The organism is Monashia sp. HAY1-11D, assembly GCF_056868035.1.
The window spans coordinates 665,880-689,008 of sequence record NZ_CP200320.1 but is presented as its reverse complement, the minus strand read 5'-3'; the positions used below and the strand labels follow the sequence as shown (position 1 = coordinate 689,008).

Annotated in this window: 20 protein-coding genes and 2 pseudogenes; 15 read left to right on the top strand and 7 right to left on the bottom strand. The window is 71.4% G+C overall.

Annotated elements, in window-relative coordinates:
- Nucleotides 1-188 precede the first annotated feature (188 nt).
- The 9 genes and pseudogenes from AC1VM9_RS03110 to ald all read left to right on the top strand — a co-directional run bounded on the left by AC1VM9_RS03110 (nucleotide 189) and on the right by ald (nucleotide 9,228).
- A complete protein-coding gene (locus AC1VM9_RS03110) occupies nucleotides 189-863 on the top strand; it encodes an HAD family hydrolase (protein WP_483121100.1) in 675 nt (224 codons plus the stop codon).
- A 56-nt stretch (nucleotides 864-919) separates the two neighbouring features.
- A pseudogene (locus tag AC1VM9_RS03105) lies at nucleotides 920-1,276 on the top strand (FAD-dependent oxidoreductase); the annotation flags it as partial.
- A 55-nt stretch (nucleotides 1,277-1,331) separates the two neighbouring features.
- Nucleotides 1,332-2,252, top strand: a complete 921-nt coding sequence (locus tag AC1VM9_RS03100; RefSeq protein ID WP_483123961.1) for an NAD(P)/FAD-dependent oxidoreductase — start codon at nucleotides 1,332-1,334, stop codon at nucleotides 2,250-2,252.
- 31 nt (nucleotides 2,253-2,283) lie between these two features.
- A complete protein-coding gene (locus tag AC1VM9_RS03095; RefSeq protein ID WP_483121098.1) occupies nucleotides 2,284-3,192 on the top strand; it encodes a LysR family transcriptional regulator in 909 nt (302 codons plus the stop codon).
- Between the two features lie 158 nt (nucleotides 3,193-3,350).
- Nucleotides 3,351-4,499 (top strand): aminotransferase-like domain-containing protein, encoded by a 1,149-nt coding sequence (locus tag AC1VM9_RS03090; protein WP_483123959.1) that lies wholly within the window; start codon nucleotides 3,351-3,353, stop codon nucleotides 4,497-4,499.
- Nucleotides 4,496-5,236, top strand: coding sequence for an SDR family NAD(P)-dependent oxidoreductase (locus tag AC1VM9_RS03085; protein ID WP_483121097.1), 741 nt, complete (start codon nucleotides 4,496-4,498; stop codon nucleotides 5,234-5,236). Before AC1VM9_RS03090 ends, AC1VM9_RS03085 begins: the two co-directional genes overlap by 4 nt.
- Before the next feature lie 30 nt (nucleotides 5,237-5,266).
- Entirely contained in the window at nucleotides 5,267-6,541 is a 1,275-nt protein-coding gene (locus tag AC1VM9_RS03080) for an aminotransferase family protein (protein WP_481346405.1), read from the top strand.
- A complete protein-coding gene (locus AC1VM9_RS03075; protein WP_483121095.1) occupies nucleotides 6,538-8,058 on the top strand; it encodes an NAD-dependent succinate-semialdehyde dehydrogenase in 1,521 nt (506 codons plus the stop codon). Before AC1VM9_RS03080 ends, AC1VM9_RS03075 begins: the two co-directional genes overlap by 4 nt.
- A gap of 75 nt (nucleotides 8,059-8,133) precedes the next feature.
- On the top strand, nucleotides 8,134-9,228 hold the full coding sequence (ald, locus tag AC1VM9_RS03070) for an alanine dehydrogenase (protein ID WP_483121093.1): 1,095 nt from the start codon (nucleotides 8,134-8,136) through the stop codon (nucleotides 9,226-9,228).
- Nucleotides 9,229-9,300: 72 nt separating this feature from the next.
- On the opposite strand, the gene AC1VM9_RS03065 is transcribed toward ald, so the two are convergent.
- The 6 genes from AC1VM9_RS03065 to AC1VM9_RS03040 form a co-directional block, all read right to left on the bottom strand.
- Nucleotides 9,301-9,621 (bottom strand): hypothetical protein, encoded by a 321-nt coding sequence (locus AC1VM9_RS03065; RefSeq protein WP_483121091.1) that lies wholly within the window; start codon nucleotides 9,619-9,621, stop codon nucleotides 9,301-9,303.
- A complete protein-coding gene (locus tag AC1VM9_RS03060) occupies nucleotides 9,618-10,781 on the bottom strand; it encodes an amino acid permease (RefSeq protein WP_483121089.1) in 1,164 nt (387 codons plus the stop codon). The genes AC1VM9_RS03065 and AC1VM9_RS03060 overlap by 4 nt, the downstream gene beginning before the upstream one ends.
- 255 nt (nucleotides 10,782-11,036) lie before the next feature.
- Nucleotides 11,037-11,771 carry an SDR family NAD(P)-dependent oxidoreductase gene (locus AC1VM9_RS03055; RefSeq protein ID WP_483121087.1) on the bottom strand — a complete coding sequence of 245 codons (735 nt, stop codon included), beginning with the start codon at nucleotides 11,769-11,771 and terminating at the stop codon, nucleotides 11,037-11,039.
- A 50-nt stretch (nucleotides 11,772-11,821) separates the two neighbouring features.
- Nucleotides 11,822-12,928, bottom strand: a complete 1,107-nt coding sequence (locus AC1VM9_RS03050) for an alanine racemase (RefSeq protein WP_483121085.1) — start codon at nucleotides 12,926-12,928, stop codon at nucleotides 11,822-11,824.
- A 47-nt stretch (nucleotides 12,929-12,975) separates the two neighbouring features.
- Nucleotides 12,976-13,461 carry a RidA family protein gene (locus AC1VM9_RS03045; RefSeq protein WP_483121083.1) on the bottom strand — a complete coding sequence of 162 codons (486 nt, stop codon included), beginning with the start codon at nucleotides 13,459-13,461 and terminating at the stop codon, nucleotides 12,976-12,978.
- Nucleotides 13,462-13,544: 83 nt separating this feature from the next.
- Nucleotides 13,545-14,222, bottom strand: coding sequence for a haloacid dehalogenase type II (locus tag AC1VM9_RS03040; protein ID WP_483121081.1), 678 nt, complete (start codon nucleotides 14,220-14,222; stop codon nucleotides 13,545-13,547).
- A gap of 180 nt (nucleotides 14,223-14,402) precedes the next feature.
- On the opposite strand from AC1VM9_RS03040, the pseudogene AC1VM9_RS03035 reads away from it, so the two are divergent.
- The 3 genes and pseudogenes from AC1VM9_RS03035 to AC1VM9_RS03025 form a co-directional block, all read left to right on the top strand.
- Nucleotides 14,403-15,020, top strand: a pseudogene (locus AC1VM9_RS03035) (NAD(P)/FAD-dependent oxidoreductase); the annotation flags it as partial.
- A 77-nt stretch (nucleotides 15,021-15,097) separates the two neighbouring features.
- Nucleotides 15,098-15,679, top strand: coding sequence for an NAD(P)/FAD-dependent oxidoreductase (locus tag AC1VM9_RS03030; RefSeq protein WP_483123958.1), 582 nt, complete (start codon nucleotides 15,098-15,100; stop codon nucleotides 15,677-15,679).
- Between the two features lie 141 nt (nucleotides 15,680-15,820).
- The gene (locus AC1VM9_RS03025) at nucleotides 15,821-16,540 is read left to right on the top strand and encodes a hypothetical protein (RefSeq protein WP_483121079.1); all 720 of its coding nucleotides are present in this window, start codon (nucleotides 15,821-15,823) and stop codon (nucleotides 16,538-16,540) included.
- A 43-nt stretch (nucleotides 16,541-16,583) separates the two neighbouring features.
- On the opposite strand, the gene AC1VM9_RS03020 is transcribed toward AC1VM9_RS03025, so the two are convergent.
- Entirely contained in the window at nucleotides 16,584-17,321 is a 738-nt protein-coding gene (locus AC1VM9_RS03020) for a GntR family transcriptional regulator (protein WP_483121077.1), read from the bottom strand.
- 37 nt (nucleotides 17,322-17,358) lie between these two features.
- On the opposite strand from AC1VM9_RS03020, the gene AC1VM9_RS03015 reads away from it, so the two are divergent.
- The 3 genes from AC1VM9_RS03015 to AC1VM9_RS03005 are packed head-to-tail and all read left to right on the top strand — an operon-like array spanning nucleotide 17,359 to nucleotide 23,065.
- Nucleotides 17,359-20,325 carry an FAD-binding and (Fe-S)-binding domain-containing protein gene (locus tag AC1VM9_RS03015; protein ID WP_483121075.1) on the top strand — a complete coding sequence of 989 codons (2,967 nt, stop codon included), beginning with the start codon at nucleotides 17,359-17,361 and terminating at the stop codon, nucleotides 20,323-20,325.
- Nucleotides 20,322-21,815 (top strand): NAD-dependent succinate-semialdehyde dehydrogenase, encoded by a 1,494-nt coding sequence (locus tag AC1VM9_RS03010; protein WP_481346684.1) that lies wholly within the window; start codon nucleotides 20,322-20,324, stop codon nucleotides 21,813-21,815. Before AC1VM9_RS03015 ends, AC1VM9_RS03010 begins: the two co-directional genes overlap by 4 nt.
- Complete coding sequence (locus AC1VM9_RS03005) at nucleotides 21,812-23,065, top strand: aspartate aminotransferase family protein (protein WP_483121073.1); 1,254 nt, start codon at nucleotides 21,812-21,814, stop codon at nucleotides 23,063-23,065. Before AC1VM9_RS03010 ends, AC1VM9_RS03005 begins: the two co-directional genes overlap by 4 nt.
- Nucleotides 23,066-23,129: the final 64 nt, after the last annotated feature.

Below are 23,129 nucleotides of genomic sequence, written 5' to 3'. Positions count from 1 at the left end.
ACACTTTGTCAAGGGCACGCGACCGTCCCCCGCCGTTAGCGTCGAACCGCAGCCACCCACCCCCGGCGGAAGGGAGGTCCGCTCCGTCGGGGAGGCCCGGCCGGGAAGCGTCCTCGCCCTCCTCGCGGGCTGCAGGGACCGACCCCTCTGCACGGCACGATGCCGCACGACCACCAGGAAGGCGAACCATGACCCCACGCCCCGTCGTCACGTTCGACTGTTACCGCACCCTCATCGACTTCGACCTCAACCGAGAGACCCTGCCCATCGTCCGTGACCGCCTCGACGAGGTCGGTGTCGAGCACGAGGTCTTCCTCGACAACCTGCGCGTCATGCGCTTCCAGGCCGTCGTGCAGCCGTACCGCCGGTACCGCGACATTCTCCGAGACACCCTGGAGAACTGCATGCTGCTGCACGGCATCGAGTTTCGCGACGAGGACTACGACCGGTTGATGGTCGCCGTGGAACGGTTCCCGGTCTTCCCGGACGTTCCCGACGCGCTGCGCACGCTCAAGGAGGGCTACGACATCGCGATCCTCACCAACAGCGATGACGACCTGATCCCGTTCCACCTCGACACCATCGGCGTGCCGTTCGACTACGTCGTCACCGCCCAGCAGGCCGGTGCCTACAAGCCGAGGCGGCAGGCGTTCGACAAGCTCTTCGAGGTCCTGCCGCAGAGCCGGGACCAGATCACGCACGCGGCCCAGGGCTGGGACTACGACATCATGCCGACCAAGGACCTCGGCATCCATCGCCGCGTCTGGGTCAACCGCTATGGCCTCAAGGGCAGCTCGTCCTACGAGCCGTACGACGAGATCCGGGACCTGTCCCAGCTTCCATCGCTGCTGGGGATGTCGTGAGCACCGCCATCGAGACCGGGCTCGTCAACGGAAACGTCTCGTTCTGGTTCGAGGACATGGGCGGGCGACCGTCACCGCGGCCCGGCCTGCCCGGCGACCACGAGGCGGACGTCTGCATCGTCGGAGCAGGCCTGACCGGCCTGTGGACCGCCTACTACCTGAAGAAGGCGGACCCCTCCCTCGCCATCACCCTCGTGGAGCGGGAGTTCGCCGGGTTCGGTGGCTCGGGCCGCAACGGCGGCTGGGCCTCGGGTCTGTTGGCGGGTTCACGCGACCGGTTCGCCAAGCTCTACGGGGCCGACGCCGTGCGCAGCCAGCAGCGGGCGATGAACGAGGCCATCGACGAGTTCGTCGGCGTGGCAGCCGCCGAGGGCATCGACGCGGACGTGGTGAAGGGGGGACGATCCGGATCGCCTCGTCGACGGCCCAGCTGGCGCGGCTTCGCGCCGGCGTGGAGGAGGACCACCACTGGGGCGTGCCGGAGTCGCGCATCCTCGACCGCGACGACTCCGCTCCCGCATCACCATCCCGGAGGCCATCGAGGCGGCCTACACGCCGCACTGCGCCCGGATCCAGCCGGCCCGTTTCACCCGTGGCCTGGCCGACGTCGTCGAGTCGCTCGGCGTCCGCATCTACGAGGGCACGACGGTGACCCGCATCGACAGCGGCGTCGCCCACACCGACCACGGAGTGGTCCGGGCACCGGTGATCCTCCGGGCCACCGAGGGCTACACGGCGTCGATCTCCGGCGAGCGTCGCACGCTGCTGCCGATGAACAGCTCGATGATCGTGACCGAGCCTCTGCCGCAAGCGGTCTGGGACGAGATCGGCTGGGAGGGATGCGAGACCCTGGGCGACAAGTGCTACTCCCACATGTACGGTCAGCGCACCGCCGACGGCCGCATCGCGATCGGGGGCCGCGGCATCCCCTACCGGTTCGGCTCCGCGACCGACCGCGACGGGGCCACCCAGGCGGCGACGATCCGGGCCCTGACCGAGATCCTGCACCGCCGGTTCCCGGCCACCGCCGGCCACCGGGTCGTCCACGCCTGGTGCGGCGTGCTCGGCGTCCCGCGCGACTGGTGCTCCAGCGCCGGCTTCGACCGCACCACCGGCCTGGGTCACGCGGGCGGCTACGTCGGCCAGGGCCTGACCACCACCAACCTGGCCGGGCGGACCCTCAGGGACCTCGTGCTCGGCCGCGACACCGAGCTGACCCGGCTTCCCTGGGTCGGACATGCGTCCGGCACGTGGGAGGTCGAGCCGTTGCGCTGGCTGGGTGTCAGGTCGATGTACCTCGCGTACGGCCGTGCAGACCGCAACGAGCACTCAGGGGGTCGCCCATCGCGGATCGCGCGGCTGGCCAACGTCATCACCCGCCTGCCGTGACCGCTTCCCACCCCGCGGCTAACCTGCGGACATGCTCGATGTCCATCGACTGGTGCTGCTGCGCGAGGTCCACCTTCGAGGCAGCATCACCGCCGCGGCGCGGGCGTTGTCGTACACGCACTCAGCGGTCTCCCAGCAGCTCGCCCTCCTGGAGAAGGAGGCGGGCGTGCCGCTCCTGGAGAAGGTGGGACGGGGGGTGCGGCTCACGCCCGCCGCCGAGGTGCTGGTCGAGCACGCGAACGGCATCCTGACCATCCTGGAGCAGGCCGAGACGGACCTGGCCTCCAGCATCAGCCAGGTCCGGGGGACCCTGCGCCTGGCGGCCTTCACGACGATCAGCCGCAACGTCGTCCCCCAGGTGATCTCCTCCCTGGGCAGGGACCATCCTGACCTCGACGTGCGCTTCCGGCAGGTCGAGCCCGAACAGGGGCTGCTCCTGCTCTCGTCACGTCGCCTGGACGTCCTCGTCGCCGACAGCTACCCGGGGACCTCACAGGCCGTGCCGGACGACCTTCACGCGGACCTGCTCATGGACGACCCGGTCCGGGCCTACCCGCCCGTGGGTGCCGATGCGGGCACCCTGGACGGGCTGCGCCGGCTGAGGTGGGTCATCGAGCCCAGCGGCGCCGAAGCGCACGCCTGGGTCCGCCGCGTGTGTCGCGAGCACGGCTTCGAGCCCGACGTCGCGTACGAGTCCGCCGACCTGCTCTTCCACCTGCGCCTGGTGCAGTCCGGGGTGGCGGCAGCGTTCCTCCCGGACCTCCTCGTCAGGGGCGAGGGCGCGACGCTGACACCGTCCGCGGTGCTCGGCACCCAGCAGCGCCGGCAGATCTGGCTGATCTGTCGGGCCGGGGCGGAGCGACGGCCGGCCGTTCGAGCCTGTCGCGACGCCTTCTCGCTCCACCTCGAGTCGCAGGCCTCCCGTCAGGGGTCGTCCTGACGTCGACCGGCGACTTCTCCTAACAGGAGCCGGTCAGAAACCGTCGCTTTTCTTGCGACGTCGGCCGCCCTATCGTCCTGTCTGCGGCTCCAGACGAAGGACGAACCACAGTGCGCAGGCCTCCCCTTGCCGACCGGTCGACCGGTCTCGTCGGCTCGATGATCGACTCCTCGACCTCGCTCCTCGCACGCCAGACGCATGACATCGTGCGGTTCGCCATGGGTGCGCCCAGCGACGACCTGATGCCCGTGGAGCTGCTGGACCGCTTTGCAGCGCACGCCGTGCCGGGCAAGTACAGCTACGGTGCGTCGGAGGGCGAGCCCGACCTCGTGGGCGAGATCCTCAAGCTCCAGGCCGAGCACGGGTACTCCAGCGCCGCCGAGCGCATCACGATCACCACCGGCGGCATGCAGGGCCTGGACCTCGCCTTCAAGCTCTTCGTCGACCCGGGTGAGCTGGTGGTCGTCGAGGGGCCCACCTACACCAACGGCAACGCGACTGCCCTGTCCTATGGCGCCGACCTGTTGGAGGCGCCGGTCGACGAGGACGGTCTGGTCGTCGAGGCGCTCCCGGAGCTCGTCGCGCGCGCCGGGCGTCCGCCCAAGGCCATCTACACGATCCCCAACTTCCAGAACCCGTCGGGCGTGACGCTGACGCTGGAGCGTCGCGAGCTCCTGCTCGAGCTCGCCTCGCGGTGGGGAGCGGTCGTCATCGACGACGACCCGTACGGTCTGCTGCGCTTCGAGGGCTCACCGATCCCGGCCCTGAACGAGATCGACCCGGGCAACCCGCTCATCTTCTCCGTGCGCACCTTCTCCAAGATCCTGGCGCCCGGGCTGCGGGTCGGGTGGGTCGACGCCGACGCGAGCCTCCAGCCGCTGCTCATCAACGCCAAGCAGGCCATGGACACGTGCACGAGCGTCCCGACGCAGCGCGCGGTCACCGAGCTCCTCGCCGGCGGCCATCTGCAGCCGCACCTGGACCGGGTGCTGGGCCTCTACCGCCAGCGCAAGGAGGCGATGCGGGCCGCGCTCGTCCGCCACTTCGGCGACGCGGTCCGTGCCACGGACCCCGACGGCGGCTTCTTCCTGTGGGCGACGTTCGCCGATCCGGCCGTGGACACCGCAGCCCTCTTCGAGTCCGCGCTGGCCGAGGGCGTGGCCTACATCCCGGGGCCGGCGTTCTCGACCAACGACCACTTCCACGACGCCCTGCGGCTCTGCTTCGCCACCTCGACGCCGGAGCGCATCGACGAGGGCGTCGCCCGGCTCAGGTCGGCCGTCGACACGTTCGGAGCGCGCGGGTGAGGCGCCGCACGGCTCTCGTCACGGGCTCGACCTCGGGGATCGGGTACGAGATCGCCCGACGCCTGCACGCCGACGGGCTCAACGTCGTCGTCACAGGTCGCGACGAGGTGCGCGGGGAGCGGGTCCGCGAGGAGCTGGGGGAGCGCGCCGCCTTCGTGGCGGTGGACCTGACGCGCGCGGGCGGGCCGGCACGGCTTGCCGCGAGCGCTGTCGACCGGTTCGGGCGTCTGGACGTCGTCGTCAACAACGCCGCGATCGACCACACGGACGACCTTCTCGAGGCGCCCACGACCGAGGTGCGGCGGGTCTTCGAGGTCAACACCATCGCAACCATCGCGGTGCTGCAGGAGAGCGCGAAGCGGATGGAGCACGGCGGGGCGATCATCAACATCACCTCACGGCTGGCGTCCGTCGGCGTACCGACGATGGGCATCTACAGCGCGAGCAAGGGCGCCGTCAAGGCCCTCACGACTGCGGCCGCCGTCGAGCTCGCCCCGCGCAACATCCGTGTCAACGCCGTCGCGCCGGGCATGACGCGCACGCCCTTGTACGACGCCTGGCTGGGCGAACAGGCCGACCCGGAACAGACCGAACGCGACGTTGTCGCCGCCATCCCGCTCGGCCGGCTCGCCAGCTGCGCGGACGTCGCCGCCGCGGTGAGCTTCCTCGCCTCCGAGGAGGCCTCCTACATCACCGGGGTCTCGATCCCCGTCGACGGCGGCTACAGCGCCCACTGACCCGCCTCCAGCTACCCGAAAGGACGCTCCATGTCCGCCACCCGCACGATCCTCGACGGTCCGGCCCTGTGGCCGGCGCAGGCCCATCTGCCCTCCGTCCTGGGTCGCCAGCTCGTCGTCGAACGAGGCGACGGCTCCTACGTCCACACCAGCGACGGCCGGCGCCTCTTCGACGGCACGGCCGGGCTGTGGCACGCCAACATCGGCCACTCGCACCCGGCCCTGGCCGAGGCCGCCCGTGCGCAGATGCTGAGGCTGGAGACGTACCACATTTTCGCCCGGTTCGTGAACGACCAGGCGCTCCAGCTGGCCGAGCGGCTCGCCGGGCTGTCACCGATCGCCGACCCCAAGGTCATCCTCAACTCCGGTGGCTCCGACGCGATCGACGTGGCCTGCAAGCTGGCCCGACGCCACTGGCAGCGGGAGGGCAAGCCCGCCAAGACGACCATCCTCAGCCGGGAGCACGCCTACCACGGGCTGCACGCCTACGGCACGAGCATCGCCGGCCTGGACTTCAACCGCGAGGGCTACGGCACCGAGTCGCTCGTGCCCGAGACGGCGCGGGTCCCGGTCCACGACGCCGACGCGCTCGCCGCGACGATCGCGCGGATCGGTCCGGAGAACATCGCCGCGCTCGTGACCGAGCCGATCCAGGGCACGGGCGGCGTCAACCCGCCGGCACCGGGGTACCTGGAGAAGGTCCAGGCGCTGTGCCGCGAGCACGACATCCTGCTCGTCGTCGACGAGGTCATCACCGGGTTCGGACGCACCGGCGTCATGTTCGCCACCGACCGGTTCGGTCTGGAGCCGGACCTGGTCACCTTCGCCAAGGGCGTCACCTCCGGCTACGCGCCTCTGGGCGGCGTCCTGGTCGCCCCGAGGATCTGGGAGCCGTTCTACGTCGACGACCCCGCCACGCCGGTGTTCCGCCACGGCGCGACCTATGCCGGTCACGCGACGGCGAGCGCGGTCGCCCTGGCCAACCTCGACGTCCTCGAGCAGGAGCGGCTGCTGCCCCGGGTCGTCGAGCTCGAGCACCGCCTCGACAGCCTCCTCAAGCAGCTGCTGGCCCGCCGGCCCAGCGTCGTCGACGTCCGGGTCGCCGGGTTCCTCGGCGGGGTGACGCTGCGCGACGAGGTCCCCGCCGAGCGGGCCGCCGACGCGCTCGTCGAGCTGGGCTTCATCTCCCGCCCGCTGCGCGGCAACACCTTGCAGATCAGCCCGCCGTTCATCACCACCGACGACGAGCTGACCTCGTTCGTCGAAGCCATCGAAGACGTTCTATTCGCTGAGGAGACCCGATGACCACCGACCTGAACACCCAGCGCACCACCGAGCTGACGCCGCCCGGCACCCGCCTCGCCGTCGCGAACCCCGACCGGGCGCGCGCCGCCGACCGCGTCGTGCAGGGCCTTCGGCTGCCCACCGGCCCGGCCACGTTCGACGTGCACAACCCGGCCACCGGCGCGGTCATCGCCAGCCTGCCCGACGCCGGTCCCGGCGAGGCGATGGACGCCGTCGCCCGGGCCGACCAGGCCGGTCGTGCCTGGGCGTCCACCACCCCACGGCAGCGGGCCGACGTGCTGCGTCGCTGGTACGACCTGCTCATCGAGCACGCCGACGACATCGCGCTGCTCATCACCCTGGAGATGGGCAAGCCGCTGGCGGAGTCCCGCGCCGAGGTGACCTACGGCAGCGACTTCGTCCGCTGGTACGCCGAGGAGGCGGTCCGTCCGGCCGGCAACGTCCGCGACGTCCCCACCGGTGGCGCCACGCTGCTGACCCGACGCGCCCCGGTCGGGCTGTCCGTGCTCATCACGCCGTGGAACTTCCCGCTGGCGATGGCCACCCGCAAGATCGCTCCCGCCCTTGCCGCCGGTTGCCCCGTGCTCATCAAGCCGGCCGCGCTCACCCCGCTGACGACCTACTACGCCGTCGAGCTCGCCCAGCAGGCCGGCGTCCCCGAAGAGCTCGTCCAGGTCGTGTGCACCAGCAACGCGTCGGCCTTCAGCGAGGCCGTCCTGCCCGACCCCCGCGTCCGCAAGGTGTCCTTCACGGGGTCGACCGGCGTCGGCAAGGTGCTGCTGCGCCTGGCCGCCGACAACGTGCTGCGCTCCTCCATGGAGCTGGGCGGCAACGCGCCGCTGGTCGTCTTCGACGACGCCGACCTCGAGCGGGCCGTCAACGGCGCGTACGCGGCCAAGATGCGCAACGGGGGCCAGTCCTGCATCGCGGCCAACCGGATCTTCGTCCAGGACGGCATCGCCGACGCCTTCGTCGAGGGGCTCTCGGAGAAGGTGGCGGCCGCGGTCACGGGTGACGGGCTGGCCGACGACGTCGCGCTCGGCCCACTCATCGACGACCGGGCCGTGACGAGCATGCAGCGCCTGGTCGACGACGCGGTCGCGCACGGCGCGAGTGTCCGCACCGGCGGCCGGATCCTGGCGTCGGACGGCCACTTCTTCCAGGCCACCGTGCTGGACCACGTCCCGGCAAGCGCCCAGGTCGCGAGCACGGAGATCTTCGGGCCGGTCGCGGCGATCCAGCGGTTCAGCACCGAGGCCGAGGTCGTGCAGCGGGCCAACGCGACGGAGTTCGGGCTCGCGGGCTACGTGTTCACCGAGAGCCTGGACCGGGCCCTCAACGTCGCCGATGCCCTCGAGACCGGCCTGGTCGGCATCAACCAGGGCGTCCCGTCCAACGCCGCCGCGCCGTTCGGGGGCGTGAAGCACTCCGGTCTGGGCCGCGAGGGCAGCGCCGAGGGCCTCGAGGAGTACCAGTCGGTCCGCTTCTACAACGTGGCGCGTCGAGCCACGGCCTGAGCCGGCACCGCACCGGCCGGCGGCGGCACGAGCCGACGCCGGCCGGCGGCACGTCACGCACGGAAAGACAGCACCATGCGCATCGCGACCGTCAGGGAGACGAGGACGAAGGAGGCGCGCGTCGGTCTCACCCCGGCCGGCGCCGCCGTCCTCGTGCGGGAGGGGCACGACGTCCTCGTCGAGCGCAACGCGGGGCTCGGTGCCGGCTTCTCCAACGAGGACTACGCGCACGCCGGTGCCAAGCTCGTGGACCAGCCCGAGGAGGCCTGGGCCAACGCCGAGCTGCTCGTGAAGGTGAAGGAGCCGGTCGCCTCGGAGTACCGCTTCCTGCGCGAGGACCTGACGCTCTTCAGCCACCTGCACCTCGCCGCCGACCGGCGGCTCACGCACGCCCTCCTCAACGCAGGGACGCTCGCGATCGCCTACGAGACGGTCCAGGACCACACGGGGCTGCCCCTGCTGACACCGATGAGTGAGATCGCCGGGCGGCTCGCCGCGCATGCCGCGGCGCGCTACCTGACCTCGTGCGAAGGCGGCCCGGGCCGCCTCCTCGGCGGGTCACCCGGGGTGGCCCCGTGCCGTGTCGTCGTGGTCGGCGGCGGGGTCGCGGGCACGCAGGCGGCTCTGCTCGCGCTCGGCATGCAGGCCGAGGTGACCGTCCTCGACACCGCCGCGGACCGGGTCCGCGACCTCGACGCCCTCCTGGGTGGCCGTGCCCGCGTCCTCCTGAGCGATGTCGACGCTCTCGCCCGTGAGCTGCGCTCTGCGGACGTCGTCATCGGGACGGTCCTCGTTCCCGGCAGGGCGGCGCCCAAGGTGGTCTCCCGCGCCGACCTCGCCCTCCTGCCGAGGAGCGCCCTCCTCGTCGACGTCGCCATCGACCAGGGCGGCGCCTTCGAGACCTCGCGCGCCACCACGTACGCCGACCCCATCTACGAGGTCGACGGCATCCGCCACTACTGCGTCGCGAACCTGCCGGGCGCCGTCCCGCAGACGTCCACCCGAGCCCTGACCAACGCGACCTTTCCCTACCTGCGACGGCTCGCCGACCTCGGACCCGAGCGGGCGATCGAGGAGGACCCCGCCCTGGCGCTCGGGGTCAACACGAGGGGTGGGCTGCTCATCCATCCCGGCGTCGCCGAGGCCTTCCGCGACCTGCCCCGCGCGTGAGGGTGGACGAACCCGAGGCCATACGCCACGGACGGCGCCCGGGAAGGGCGCCGTCCGTGGCTCCGTGAAGGGTCAGACGGGCTCGGGAGACCGTTCGACCGTGGGTGCCGCCGCACCCTGCCCGAGGCGGCGGCGCACCGCCGGCCAGAACAGGGCGAGAGCACCCGTCGCGAGGCAGCTGGTGAACACCTGGGTGCGGCCGCTCTCCGTCGTCATCATGATGGCGACGATCCCGATGGCGCCGGCGATGAGCACGATGTTCACCCACGGAAAGAGCCAGACCTTGAGCTTGAGGTTCCCCTCCTGCTCCGGCGTCATGGCCCGGCGCAGTCGCCACTGCGTCACGGTGATGAAGACGTACACGAAGAGCGCCACGAGGCCGGTCGAGTTCATGATGAAGTCGTAGATGCCGGAAGCGGGGCGACGAAGTTGACGACGGTGGCAACGAGGCCGCCGACCGTCGACGCGACCACCGCAAGGGCGGGGACACCACGCCTGGTCCGCCGCGCGACCGCAGCGGGCGCGAGGCGCTGCTCGGCGAGGGCCGCGAACATCCGCGACGCGGAGTAGGTGCCCGAGTTGAGCACGGACACGACGGCCGTGAAGATCACCAGGCTCATGATGGTCTCGGCACCGGGCACGCCGAACATCCTGAAGATGTGCGTGAAGGGCGCCACGACGTCGGGCGACGGGAAGTCGTTCCACGGCACGACGGTCACGATCACGAGGATGGACCCGACGTAGAACAGCATGACCCGCCAGATGACGGTGCGTGCGGCGCGTCGGATCCCGGACGCGGGGTCCTCGGACTCGGCGGCGGCCATCACCGCGATCTCCGTGCCAAAGTACGAGAAGAGGACGAGCGCGACGGACGAGATGACGACGCCGACACCGTTCGGCATGAACCCGCCGTGGGCCCAGAGGTTGCCGAGCGACCAGCTGCTGGACGGCCAGAGTCCGAACGCGAACAGGACTCCGGCAGTGAGGAACACGACGATGGCGACCACCTTGATGCTCGCGAGCCAGAACTCGGTCTCACCGAAGGACCGCAGCGAGATGAGGTTCGTCGTCACGAAGACCGCGAGCAGCGTGAGCGACCCTGCCCAGGCCGGGACGGACGGGAACCAGGTGTGGACCATGCCGCCTCCGACGACGGCTTCGTAGGCGATGACGCCGACCCAGAAGTACCAGTAGAGCCATCCGACGACGTAGGCCGCCCAGCTGCCGAGGCCGACCCTCGCGTACTCCATGAAGGATCCGACGGCGGGCCGGTCGGCTGCCATCTCGCCGAGCATGCGCATGGCCAGGAAGACCAGCAGGCCCCCGACGAGGTAGGAGATCGCCGCGGCCGGGCCGGTGGCCCGGATGATGTTGGCCGAGCCGACGAACAGGCTGGCGCCGATGATGCCGCCGAGCGTGATCATCGTGACGTGCCGGGAACGCAGCTTCTTGGCCGGCGCCGGTCCGTCCTGGGGGTCTGCCGCGCCGGCATCCGGACCGAGCAGGTCGGGGTGAGGTCGTGTCGCTGAGGTGGGCAAGGGTGCTCGAGCCACGTGGGACGCTCCTTCTGCATGACGGACGCGGCCGAGACCGCGACGCTGTGGGGGTGCCTGTCTCGCTGCTGCCGGGTTGCGGTGCGGTGGCCGGAGCCCGCGCGGGTGGGCGGGGGACCGGGGCGAGAGCACGATAGAGCGCGCGTCGGGTCTCGTGTCGTGACGCTTTTCGACCGATATGCGTCAGTGCTTCTTACGTGACAGTGCGTCGGGCTCCGGACGGCGGTCAGGCTCGGGGCCGCCGGCGTCCCGGCCTCAGAAGGCGGTGTAGCCGCCGTCGACGGGCAGGACCGCCCCGGTGACGTACGACGACTCCGACGATGCGAGGAACAGGATCGCGTCGGCGATCTCGTCGGGTGTGGCGAGCCGGTGGAGCGGGATCTGGGACTCACGCTCGCGCCGGTACGCGTCGGGGTCGGGGCGGCGCTGGATCGAGGCCTCGATGACCGGGGTGGCGGTCAGGCCGGGAGCCACGACGTTGACGCGGATGTTGCGAGAGGCCCATTCGATCGCTGCGCCCTTGGCGAGCATGATGAGACCGCCCTTGGCGGCGGAGTACAGGACCTCGTCCGGCTTGCCGACCATGCCGAGCCGTGAGCCGACGCAGACGAACGCCCCTCCCGCGGGAGGCATGAGCGGCGCGAAGTGCTTCATGACGAGGAACGCGCTGAGCAGGTTGCTGTCGAGGACGCGCTTCGCGTCCTCGTACGCCATGTCCGTGAGCGGGCTGCTGACCTGCAGGCCGTGGTTGAGGACGACGACGTCCACGGTGCCGAAGGACTCGGCGGCCCGGCGGGCCAGGCTCTCGACGAACGCCTCGTCGTTGAGGTCACCGGGGACGTAGAGGTCGTCCGGCTCGGCGGTGTCGAGGCGATCCCGGCGTCCGGTGAGCAGCAGGCGCGCGCCCTCACGGCGGAAGCGCGCGCTCACCGCCTCTCCGATCCCGCTGCTGGCACCGGTGACCAGCGCCGTCACCTTCTCGAGTCTCATGTCAGGTACGTCCTTCAGGGTGTGGTGGGTCGGGGGGATGCTGGGCCGGTTCAGCCGAGGTGGCCGCGGGCGTCGACCGGCCACCGCTGCAGCGAGGTGCCCGCGCTGTCGGTGACGAGGAGCTCCTCGAAGTTGAGCACGACGGGGCAGACGTGGTTCGGCACCACGGGGACGACGGTGCCGATGCCGGGCCGGAAGTCGCCGGCAGGCAGGCCGAGGAACCCGTGGTACTCGTTGAGCTTGGTGAGGACCGCCGTCGTGCCGGCGACGCCACCGTAGCCGCGCTCGACGCTTCCCTCGCGGCTGAGCGCCTTCGTCCCCACATCGAGGATGACCTGGTCGGGGACCCAGTCGCTGACCACCGTGGCGGCGACGAACAGGGCGACCTGGTCCTCGGTGCAGGCGCCGAGCCGGGTGTTGTCCCGGTCGCAGAAGACGTACTCGCCGGGACGGATCTCGGTGACCACGTCGCTGCCGGTGAACTCGATGGTCGGCGTGGAGCCGGCGCTGACGACCTCGGCGGTGACCCCGACGGCGCTGAGGCTGCGCACGGCGGTGACGAGCGCGTCCTGCTGGTCCCTCGCGGCCTGTCTGCGAGCCTCCCGGCCGGAGCTGCCGTGACCGGGGTACGTGAACACCCCGACCGGCACGAGCCCGCACGTGCGAGCAGCGCGCGCGAGGTCGCCCGCGAGCTCGGGCGGGGCCCCGGAACGCCGTGCGCCGCAGTCCACCTCGACGACGACCTCGAGGCGGTCGGGCTCGTCACCCATGGCGCCGGCGAGGGCCTCGATCGCCGCGACGTTGTCGACGCCCACCCGCAGCCGGGTGGACTCGGCGAGCCGGCGGATCCGTTCGCCCTTGGTCCCCGCGGGCCAGATCGGGTAGGCGATGAAGATGTCGTCGAACCCGGCCTCGGCGAACACCTCGGCCTCGCCGACGTTGCCGGCGGTGATCCCGACGGCGCCGGCCGCGACCTGGCGCCGACCGATCTCCACGCACTTGTGCGTCTTGACGTGGGGCCTGACGTCGAGACCGTGTTCGTCACCGAAGCGCTGCATGCGCTCGATGTTGTCCTGCATGACGTCGACCAGCACGATCGGCGCGGGGGTGCTGACCCGCTCGACCAGGCCGTCGAGGGCTCGTTGGATCCGGTTCACGCTGGACTCCTCCTGGTTGCGTCTGAACACGGTCGGGCGTCGTGCTGCTACACGGCGGTGCACACCATCTGGATCTCGACCGGGGTGTCGAGCGGCAGACCGGCGACGCCGATCGCGGTCCGGGCGTGCCGCCCGTTCTCGCCCAGCACCTCGATGAGCAGCTCGCTGGCCGCGTTGGCGACCTGGGACTGCAGTCCGAAGTCCGGCGGGCTGGCGACGAACACGAGCATCTGCACGACCCGGACCCGGTCGAGGTCTCCCACCGCCTGCACGGCGGCGGCGAGGCAGTTGAGAGCGGCGTGGCGTGCGAGCTCCTTGGCCGTCTCCACGTCCACGTCCCGTCCGACGACGCCCCGGCCGAGCAGCCGACCGTCCTTGAACGGCAGCTGGCCGGCGATGTGGATGCTCTCGCCCACCGCCCGGTGGTGCACGAAGTAGGCGTTGTCCTCGAGGTCCGGCAGCTCCAGCCCGAGGGCGAGGAGCCGCTCGGACGCCGAGTCGCCGGCTACGGTCTGCGGCAGGGGAGCGCTCATGCCACCACCGCCGGGCTGTCGATCATCATGTGCGCGGTCCTCCGGTCGTGTCAGGGTCGTGTCAAGGTCGTGTCAAGGTCGTGTCAGGGACGCGGCAGGCCGAAGAGGACGGGCAGGTCGGCGATGTCGGTGATCCGCTCGTAGCCGAGCCAGTGCTCGTCCTGCTCGAAGCCGCGGTCGACGTAGACCTTGTCCCGGATGCCCATGACGGCCGCGGTGCGCAGGTCGTACATCGGGCTGGCGGAGACGTGCACGAGCTCGGCGGGGGTGACGCCGAGCTTGTCGAACAGGTACTCGAACGCGGCCAGGCGGGGCTTGTAGGTGCCCATCTCCTCGGCGCTGATGACCAGCTCGAACGGGGCCTGCAGGTTCTCGGCCAGGCGCACGGCGTGCTGGGTGTCGCTGTTGGTGATGATGACCAGCGGCACCGCCTCGGCGAGCCGGTTCAGTGCCGCGGTGACCCCGGGGTAGGGGCCCCAGGTCGGGACGATGTCGTAGACGGCCCGGGCGTCCTCCTCGCGGAAGGGCAGGCCGACCCAGCGCGAGGCGCGCTCCATGGAGCGGGCCACGATCTGGTGGAAGGGCTGGTAGGCGCCGGTGCACTCGTCGATCCGGTAGGCCTTGCAGATGCGCAGGTACTCGTCGGCGACCTCGGCCGGCAGCCGGTCGCCGAGGACCTGGCGCATCGCGTCGTTGATGGCGAACTTGATCAGCGTGCCGTTCATGTCGAACGTGACGAACGTCGGCGGTGCGAAAACCACGGGTCCTCCTGGTGCTCGGTCCCAGAGCGGTCCGTTCCCTCTGGTCGATGGTCGACCATACGTGTACAGTAGTCAACTGTCAACAGCTATGCTGGCCCGCGGCGACCGGCTCCCGCCTGGTCTGGTCCGTCGCCGGCGGCCCCCCCAAGCCGCGCCCATCCCCTGCTGGAGGAGTACGAAATGAAGTTCACGTCCTACTGGCTCGACACCGCACCGGCGAGCTTCCCCGAGAGGTCGAGGACGAGCGTGGAGGGACGCACCGACGTGGCCGTCGTCGGCGGTGGCCTGACCGGGGTCGTCGCGGCGCTGCACCTTGCACGACGGGGGGCGAAGGTTCAGCTCTTCGAGCAGCACACCGTGGGGTTCGGCGCTTCCGGTCGCAACGGCGGTATGGCGACGACGGGCATGGCGATCGGCATCCGGCAGGCGGTGGAGAAGTACGGCTTCGACGCGGCAGCGCGGCTGTACGGCGCCTACACGGAGGCCATCGACGTCATCGAGAAGCTCGTGGCCGAGGAACAGATCGACTGCGACTTCGGGCGTCCCGGCAAGCTCAACCTCGCATCCAAGGCGTCGCACTACGAGGGGTTCGAGAAGACCGCAGAGCTGCTGAACACCCGCCTGGGAGGGGACTCGCAGCTCGTCCCGAAGAGCGAGCTGCGTCGCGAGATCGGGTCGGACTCCTTCCATGGGGCAATGGTGGAGTCGAAGAGCGCGAGTCTCCACGTGGGCAAGTACATCCGCGGGCTCGGCGAGGCGGCCGAGCGCGCCGGCGTGACGATCCACGAGGAGGCGCCCGTGCTGAGCCTGAGCAGGGTTGGCTCCGGCCACGAGCTCGTGACCCCGAGAGGCCGGATCCAGGCCGAGCGGTCCTCATCGCAACGGGGGCCTACACCCGCCGGCCGTTCCGCTGGCAGCAGGTCCGCATCGCTCCGGTCGGCAGCTTCATCATCGCCACCGAGCCGCTCGACGCCGGCAGGTGCGACGACCTCCTGCCGAACCGCCGCGTCGCGTCGGACTCCAAGAACCTCCTCAACTACTTCCGCATCACCCCCGACAACCGCCTCCTGTTCGGCGGCCGGGCACGGTTCGCGATGTCCAGCCCCCAGTCCGACGTGAAGAGCGGGAAGATCCTCAGGGAGGCCATGGTCGGGTTCTTCCCCCAGCTGGCCGACGCCAGGGTGGACTACTGCTGGGGAGGGCTGGTCGACATGAGCATCGACCGCCGCGTCCACGCCGGCGAGCACGACGGCGTCTACTACTCGATGGGGTACGCCGGGCACGGCGTCCAGATGGCCACGTACATGGGACGTCAGATGGCCCAGTACATGTCCGGGGTCCGCGAGGCGAACATCTGGGGCGACGTCCCCTTCCGGCGCATCCCCGGGCACTTCGGTCCGCCGTGGTTCCTGCCCGTCGCCGGCGCCTACTACAAGCTCAAGGACAGGGTCGCCTAGGGCGTGTCTCCGAGGTGGAGGCGCCCGCCGCAGCGCCCCGAGGCGGTAGGTTTCGCCGCAGGGCAGCCGGAGGGAGGGGCGATGTCGGAGTCGCGGCGAGATGCGGGGGGTGCCGACTCGCGAGTCCGACCACCTCGAGGCGTGGTCCTCACCGCCGCCGGCCCGACGATGCGCCGGGTGCTGCACGAGCTGGCACTCCCGACGTTCCGGCGTCTGGCCGACCGGTGGGGCTATGACGTCCGCGCGGTCGACGTCGAGGTGGACGGCGAGCGGGCGAGTGCGTCGGCGCAGGACGCCAAGTGGCTCAAGGTGAGCCTGCTGCGGCAGGCCCTCCAGGACTACCCGCTGGCGCTGTGGCTCGATGCGGACGTGCTGGTGATGCGCACCGACGAGGACATCGCCGACCACCTGCGCCCGGACCACTTCCAGGCTCTGGCGCTGGAGCACGTCCCGTTCGAGCACCGCGTGAACCCGAACACCGGCGTCTGGCTCATGCGGTCCTGCCCCGAGTCCTTCTCGTTCCTCGACGCCGTCTCAGCGGCGGGTCGGCAGCCCGGACCGTGGGCCGACCAGGGCGCGGTCCTCGCGGCGCTCGGCTGGCGTCGGGGAGACGACGAGTACCGGTGGGCCGGTCCGGGCCTGGGCTCGGCCTTCCTGCTGCGGACCAGCTGGCTGCCGACCGGCTGGAACCAGCCCTACCTCGAGGGCCGGACTGCGGAGACCTGCTACAACTCCTCCCCGGAGTCGTACGCGACTCGTCCCCAGGTTCCGCGGCCGCACGTGCTGCACTTCATGGGAATGACGTCCGAGGCTCGCTGGACCCAGATGGCCCGGTGCGCCGCGTCCCTCGCCGTCCGGTGAGACTGCACCCTCGCCCTGAGCGCCGTCGGTGCGGTGACGAGACTCATCGGGTCGGGCTGGTCGTATCGCGGGCGACGATGTCGCACACTCGGCGGGCGTTGTCCTCGACGTGCGTGCGCACCGCCCTCACCGCGTCGACAGGCCTGCCCGACTCGATCGCCTCGAGGATGGCCGCGTGCTCGGTCACGATGGACACCCGATGGTGGGGCTCGTGGTCCTGCATCGACAGCACGGACAGGTAGAAGCGCAGCTCGGTGGTCAACTCGGCGTAGAAGGCGTCGATCCGGCTGCTGCGGAGCAGGGCGACGATGGCCGCGTGGAAGTCGAGGTCGGCGGTGACGATGTCCATGACCTCGAGGGTGTCCGCGGCGGTGGCGAGCCGGGCGAAGGCCGCGCGCAGCGGTGCCAGCTCCGCGGCCTCCCGGGGCTCGCGCACTGCAGCGACCTCCAGCTGGCACCGCGCCTCGTAGAGGCCGTCCACGACCTCGGGCGTGGGCGCGATGACGACGGCGCCCTTGTTGACCCGGTAGCGGACCAGGCCCCCGAGCTGGAGGATGCGAACCGCCTCGCGGACGGTGTTCCGGGAGACGCCGAGCTCGGCCGCGATAGCGCTCTCGCGTAGCCGCGTCCCGGGGCCGAAGTGGCCCGAGAGGATGAGCTGCGAGAGGCCGTCCGCCACCTGCTGGGGGGCGGTCGTGCGGCGAACCGTGAAGTCCAGGTCCATGTCCTTCTCCCACGGGACGGCATCGAGGGTTTTGTAGAACTGTTCTACAGTAGCCATCTTGCGATGCGCAGTTCAACTGTTCTACAGTTTCTCCGTGAACGTCTCAACGGTGGGCCTCGGTCAGGTGTCGACGACGCCCCCCGACCGGTCCACCGTCCGGGCGGCACTGGAGCAGGCGTGCCCACAGGTGGAGCTGGACTTCTCCGACGGCGCCCGGGCCATGTACGCCTTCGACGCGTCGAACTACCGCGTGCCCCCGCTGGCCGTCGCCTTCCCGCGCACCGTGGCACAGGTTCAGGACCTGGTCCGCGCGTGTGCGGACCTCGGCGTGCCGGTCACCACCCGCGGCGGTGGGACGAGCATGGCCGGCAACGCCATCGGCGCGGGCGTGGTCATCGACCTGTCACGTCACCTCGACGCGGTCCTCGAGGTCGACCCGCAGGCTCGGCGGGCGACCGTCCAGGCCGGCGTCGTGCTCGACCGTCTCAACGCCGCCGCCGCACCCCATGGCCTGATGTTCGCGCCCGACCCGTCCTCGCACTCGCGGGCCACGATCGGCGGCATGGTCGGCAACGACGCGTGCGGGAACCACTCGGTGCGATGGGGCCGGACCTCGAGCCACGTCGAGTCGCTCGACGTCGTCATGCCGGACGGGTGTCTCCTGCGGGCCGGACGCGGCGGGGTGACGGCCCTGGACCAGCCGGGTGCCACCGCGCAGGCGCACGCCGTCGAGCACGCGGCACAGCTGACGGCGGCGCTCACCGACCTCGTGACCGCGAACCTCGTCGCGATCCGGACCGAGCTGGGCCGCATCCAGCGGCAGGTGTCCGGCTACCACCTCGACGAGCTGCTGCCCGAGCGTGGCTTCGACGTGGCACGTGCGCTCGCCGGCAGCGAGGGCACGTGCGCGCTGACCGTTGGCGCCACGCTCTCGCTCGTGCAGCGGGCCACCAGGACCACGTTGCTCGTGCTCGGGTACGACGACATCGTCGACGCCGCTGCCGACGTCCCGGTCCTCCTGCCGTTCTCACCCACCGCCGTCGAAGGGATCGACGAGGCGATCGTGGGCACCATGGTGGCGCGGCGAGGAGCCGAGTCCGTCGCCGCCCTGCCGGCCGGGAAGGCGTGGCTCTACGTCGAGCTGGACGGCGACACCGAGGAGGACCTCGCCGCGGCGGCCGAAGGCCTGATGGCCACGCTGCGTCGGCACGGCCGGCTCAGGGACGGTCTCGTCGTGACCGAGGCACCGGACCGCGCGGCCCTCTGGCGGGTGCGAGAGGACGGCGCGGGACTGTCGACCCGCCCGGACGCGACGACCCAGACGTGGGCCGGCTGGGAGGATGCGGCCGTCCACCCGGACAACCTCGCGGGTTACCTGCGCGACTTCCGGGCCCTGCTGGCCGAGCACCACCTGTCCGGCGTCCTCTACGGGCACTTCGGTGCCGGATGCGTGCACGTGCGCATCACCTTCGACCTCGGCACGGAGCGGGGCACGTCGGCCATGGCTCGGTTCGTGCGCGCCGCGGCTCGGCTCGTCGCCCGGCACGGCGGTTCCATCTCCGGCGAGCACGGTGACGGTCGCGCGCGTAGTGAGCTGCTCGCCAGCATGTACTCGCCGACGATGCTCGCGCTGTTCGCCGAGTTCCGCGCGCTCTTCGACCCACGAGGCGTCCTCAACCCCGGCATCATCGTCGACCCGGCGCCGCTCGAGCGCGACCTGCTGCCGCTGAGCGTCCGCCACCCCGCGACCGCCGGGAACGGCACCGGTTTCGCCTACCCGCACGACCGCGACTTCACCGCCGCCGTGCAGCGCTGCGTCGGCGTCGGCCGGTGCCGCAGCGACCACGGCGGTTTCATGTGCCCCTCGTACCGGGCCACCGGCCAGGAGGAGGACTCCACGCGCGGCCGCGCGCGCGTGCTCCAGGAGATGACGACCGGGACGCTGCTGCCCGACGGGTGGCGGTCCGACGAGGTGCACCAGGCGCTGGACCTGTGCCTGTCCTGCAAGGCGTGCTCGTCGGACTGCCCGGTCGGCGTCGACATGGCGACGTACAAGTCCGAGGTCCTGCACCAGCGTTACCGGCGCCGGCTGCGGCCGAGGTCGCACTACTCGCTGGGATGGCTGCCGCGCTGGATCTCCGTGGCCGGCCGCGTGCCGGCCCTCGCGAATGCCGTGCTGCGGGTCGGGGCCCTGCGCGCCCTCGCCCTGCGGATCGGGGGAGTGACACCGCACCGCGTCCTGCCCGCCTTCACGCCGCGACGTGCCGCCGTCCTCGGCAGGCACGATGAACAGCCAGACGTCCTCATCGTGACCGACTCGTTCACCCGCGGGTTCCGTCCCCGGCTCGTCGGCGCCGCCGAACGGGTGCTGAGGGAGGCGGAGCTGTCGGTGGGCGGGGCCCCCGAGGTCTGCTGCGCCCTGACGTGGATCACCACCGGTCAGCTCGACGCCGCACGCCGGATCCTCGGGCGGACCGTCGCGGCCCTGGACGCGACCGGCGATGCCGCGCTGGTCGTGCTGGAGCCGAGCTGCGCGGCCGCGCTGAAGAAGGACCTGCCCGAGCTCGTCGAGACCGAGGCGGCCCGGCGCGTCGCCGCCCGCGTCACGACGTTCGCCGCCGTCATCGAGAGCCGCCTCGACGCGGGCTGGTCCCCGCCGCGGCTTCCCGCTCGGGCGCTGACGCAGACGCACTGCCACCAGCACGCCGTGTTCGGCGCGGCGAGCAACACCCGGGTGCTGCGCCGGCTCGGCATCGAGGCCACCGAGTCGGAGGGGTGCTGCGGTCTGGCCGGCAACTTCGGCTTCGAGGCCGAGCACTACGACACCTCCATGGCCGTCGCCGGGCACGACCTGGCCGGCAAGCTGGCGAACCTGCCCCCTGATGCGGTGGCGATCGCCGACGGCTTCAGCTGCCAGTGCCAGATCGACCACCTCACGCGCACCGCCCCCGGGAGCACGCCACCTTCCGGCGCGCGCGCCCCGGTCAGGCACCTGGCCGAAGTGCTCGACGACGCCCTGACCTCGACCCCCACGATCCGCCCGAAGGAGTCCACACCATGACGACAACCACCGACCTCACGCCGGCGGCCCGGCTGTTGGCAGCCGTCCCCACGGAGCTGCTCATCGGCGGCACCTGGCGCCCTGCGGCGTCCGGCGCCACGATGGACGTCCTCAACCCGGCCACCGAGGAGGTCCTGGCCACCGTCGCGGACGCCGACGTCGCGGACGGGGCTGCGGCAGCCGCCGCGGCCCGCGACGCCCAGGCCGCCTGGGCTGCCACGCCGGCCCGGGCCCGCTCCGAGATCCTTTACCGGGCGTACGCGGCCCTGATGGAGCGTCAGGAGGACCTGGCGCTGCTCATGACCCTGGAGATGGGCAAGTCGCTGCCGGAGGCGCGTGGCGAGGTCGGCTACGCCGCCGAGTTCTTCCGGTGGTTCGCCGAGGAGGCCGTCCGCGTCGACGGCGGCTTCACCCAGCGACCCGACGGCACGGCCCGCACCCTGGTGATGCGTCAGCCCGTCGGGCCCTGCCTGCTCATCACGCCGTGGAACTTCCCGCTGGCGATGGGCGCGCGCAAGATCGGCCCCGCCATCGCCGCCGGCTGCACCATGGTGCTCAAGCCGGCCCCGCAGACCCCGCTGTCGAGCCTCGCCCTCGCCCGCATCCTGCAGGAGGCCGGGCTGCCCGACGGCGTCCTCAACGTCGTCACCACCTCCCGCGCGGCCGAGGTCATCGAGCCGGTCCTGACGGGCGGCATCATCCGCAAGCTGTCGTTCACCGGGTCGACCGCCGTCGGCAAGATCCTCCTCGAGCAGGCCGCGAAGCAGGTCGTGCGGACCTCGCTGGAGCTCGGCGGGAACGCCCCCTTCATCGTCCTGCCGGACGCCGACCTCGACATCGCCGTGGAGGCGGCGGTGCAGGCGAAGATGCGCAACATGGGGGAGGCGTGCACCGCGGCCAACCGCTTCTTCGTCCACGCCGGCGTCAGCGACGAGTTCGCCCGGCGCCTGGGCGAGCGGCTGGGCGCGATGCGCGTCGGCGACGGCACGGTCGACGGCGTGGAGGTCGGGCCCCTCATCGACGCGCCCAGCCGCGACAAGGTGCTGCGCCTGGTCGAGGACGCCGTCGCGAAGGGGGCCACGGTCGTCTCGGGCGGCAACAGCGTCCCGGGCCGGGGCTACTTCGTCCAGCCGACCGTCCTCACCGGCGTCGACGCCTCGTCCGACCTGCTCACCACGGAGATCTTCGGGCCGGTCGCCGCCATCCAGACCTTCACCGACCTCGACGAGGTCATCGCCGCCGCGAACGCCACCGAGTGGGGACTGGTCGGCTACGTCATCACCCAGGACCTCGACCTGGCCTTCAACGTCAGTGAGCGGCTCGAGGTCGGCATGGTCGGGCTGAACACCGGGCTGGTGTCGACCCCGTCGGCCCCGTTCGGCGGCATCAAGCACTCCGGGCTCGGTCGCGAGGGCGGCCGCCTCGGCATCGAAGAGTTCCTGGACGTCAAGTACATCGCCATCCCCACCCGAGAGCGAGGCCTCGCATGACCGCCCTGTCACCGCTGCTGAAGACCGCCACACCCGTCCTCGTCGACCACGCGCTCGGCAGCTACGTCTACGACGCCGACGGCCGCCGCTGGCTCGACTTCACGACCGGCATCGGCGTGACGAGCACCGGGCACTGTCACCCCGACGTCGTCCGTGCGGCCCGGGAGCAGGTCGGCAAGCTCATCCACGGCCAGTACACGACCGTGCGTCACAACCCGATCCTCGACCTGACCGAGCGCCTCGGCGACTTCCTGCCGGCCGGCCTCGACAGCGTGTTCTACGCCAACAGCGGCAGCGAGGCCGTGGAGGCGGCAGTCAGGCTGGCCCGGATGGCAACCGGCCGGCCCAACATCATCACGTTCCAGGGCGGTTTCCACGGCCGCACGGTCGCGGCCGCCTCGCTCACCACGGCCGGGACCAAGTTCCGCAGCGGGTTCTCGCCGCTGATGTCCGGAGTCTTCACGGCACCCTTCCCGTACGCGTTCCGCTACGGCTGGGACGAGGAGACGACGGTCGAGTTCGCGCTCGGTGAGCTCGACTACCTGCTGGCCACGACGAGTGCCGTCGCGGACACCGCCGCGTTCCTCATCGAGCCCGCCCTCGGCGACGGTGGCTACCTGCCCACCCCGGACGCGTTCCTGCAGGGTCTGCGTGAGCGGGCGACCAGGCACGGAATCGTGCTCGTCCTCGACGAGGTACAGACCGGGGTCGGGCGCACCGGCACCTTCTGGGGACACGAGCCCTCCGGGATCACGCCCGATGTCCTCATCACCGCCAAGGGTCTGGCCAGCGGTTTCCCGCTCTCGGCCATCGCCGCGTCCGAGTCGCTCATGAGCAAGGCGTGGCCCGGCTCGCAGGGCGGCACGTACGGCGGCAACGCCGTCTCGTGCGCGGCGGCCCTGGCGACCCTCGACGTCGTCGAGCGCGAGCGACTCGTCGAGAACTCCGCGACCCAGGGTGCGCGCCTCATCGACGCGCTGCGCGAGATCGCACCGGACATCAAGGCGACGGTCGACATCCGCGGGCGTGGGCTCATGGTGGGGTGCGAGTTCGTCGACGCCGACGGCACGCCGCGGCCCGACCTCGCCGCCGGCGTCCAGCAGGCCGCCATCGACGAGGGCCTGCTGCTGCTGACGTGCGGCACCCGCGGCAACGTCGTGCGGTTCATCCCGCCACTCATCGTCACGAGCGAGCAGATCGACGAGGGCGTCGAGGCCTGGCGCCGGGCGCTCAAGCGGGCCGACGCCTGAGCAGAGAGTGCGCGGCTGCCCGGGGTGGGCTCTCCGCCCGGGCAGCCGCGCACTCATGCCGTCG